Source organism: Mesorhizobium sp. WSM4844 (assembly GCF_055811775.1).
The window spans coordinates 1-1432 of record NZ_JBVVQB010000143.1 but is presented as its reverse complement, the minus strand read 5'-3'; the positions used below and the strand labels follow the sequence as shown (position 1 = coordinate 1432).

The window sequence follows — 1432 nt, the reverse complement described above, 5'->3', positions numbered from 1 at the left end:
GAGATTATTGCAAACCCAACTTTGGCCGACGCCATCCTGGATCGCCTCGTTCACAACGCCTATCGCATCGATCTCACCGGTGAAAGCATGCGAAAACAGCGCCCGCCAATCGTCCCCGAAAACACCGAAGCTTGACCTGAAACAAAACCCAACCCAAACATCAACGAGACCCAGGATCAGTCCGAAAATGGCCGCCTTCAAATCGGAATGGCGGCCGGAATGAAATCGGAATGACTGGCCGGCTTCAAATCGGAATCGGTGGCCGGCTTCATCGGAACACGCAGACAATTTTCCGGTTCGGGCGCAGGCGGGGATCTCAGAGGCAGTCGCGTCCGGTTGAAGACAAGTCTATGTCCTGAAGCTGACATCGATCCGATGGCCGAAAGCCGACTGGAGGTGGAAGTGTTGCGCTTGGGTGCGCGAAGCGGTTGGTGGCCGCTTTTAAGCGAAGCTCGCCCCCAGTATCTTGGCTGGCACGCTGTTTGCAGCAGTACGGTAAATTAATCTGTTGCGCCAAGATGGTTTTCCGCCAAAACTGCTGATGCGAATTACACAATTGGTCCAACTTAGCGCCGTTGACGCAGCCCTGTTGAGTCCGGTTCTCCCAAGTGGAGCGTTGCCGAGTACGTTATGGGGGCCGGTTCCGTGTGCGTTGGATAGCTTTCAAGACTGCCGGGTTCGATTGGCAATCAAGGCGGCTGCCCCCGAGCAGATCCGAACCAGTGTGACGGGTTTAGGCCGCTACGGCGCGGCGGTTAGGGCGGGAACTGCCCAGCGTACTCGGTTGATTGGCTGAGTGATGAAGAGGGCACATCGTTCTCCTTCGACGCACGCAGGTGCCTGCCAACCAGGCGATCGGGATGGGCAACCTGCAGCGCAATCAATCTCCTCCAGCGTCTTTGTTGGCAGTGGTACGGTCGCAGTTAGGTGCGCTCAGCTGGCAATGGAGATGGGCCACGTCATTGGTGCGGCCCTGTGTGGCGATACCGTATTCGCGGATTGGGCGACTCGCGCCAAGATCCCGAGTGTAGGGAGCGTTGAAGAGCTCTCGTCTTTTTTGCGGGCCGAACCGGTAGATTGGATTTTCTCCGTTGCCAATCCGTTCATATTGCCACCGGACGTGTTTGGGCAAGTGCGTCAAGGTGCTTTCAATTACCACGACGGTCCGTTGCCACGATATGCGGGAACGCACGCGACGTCCTGGGCGCTGCTGGCGCAGGAGACCGAATATGCCATCACGTGGCATCGGATCGATGATGGTGTTGATACGGGTGACGTCGTGGTTCAGCTCCAAGTGCTGATTGCGCCGGCCGATACGGCTTTGACCCTGAACCTTAAATGTTATGAAGCCGCGATCGAGGGCTTCCGCGAGCTTTTAACTGGCTTGGCAAAGGGAGAGCTTACTGCCCATCCGCAGGCGCTGGTGAACAGA

2 protein-coding genes are annotated in these 1432 nt (G+C 57.3%); both read left to right on the top strand.

The window, feature by feature from the left end; translation table 11 throughout:
- The coding region (locus AC0L2A_RS36140) for an ATP-binding protein (protein WP_473612943.1) at positions 1-135 on the top strand (135 nt) is incomplete at its 5' end.
- An 814-nt stretch (positions 136-949) separates the two neighbouring features.
- Positions 950-1432 (top strand): formyltransferase family protein (locus AC0L2A_RS36135; RefSeq protein WP_473612952.1); only part of this gene is annotated, 483 nt, incomplete at its 3' end.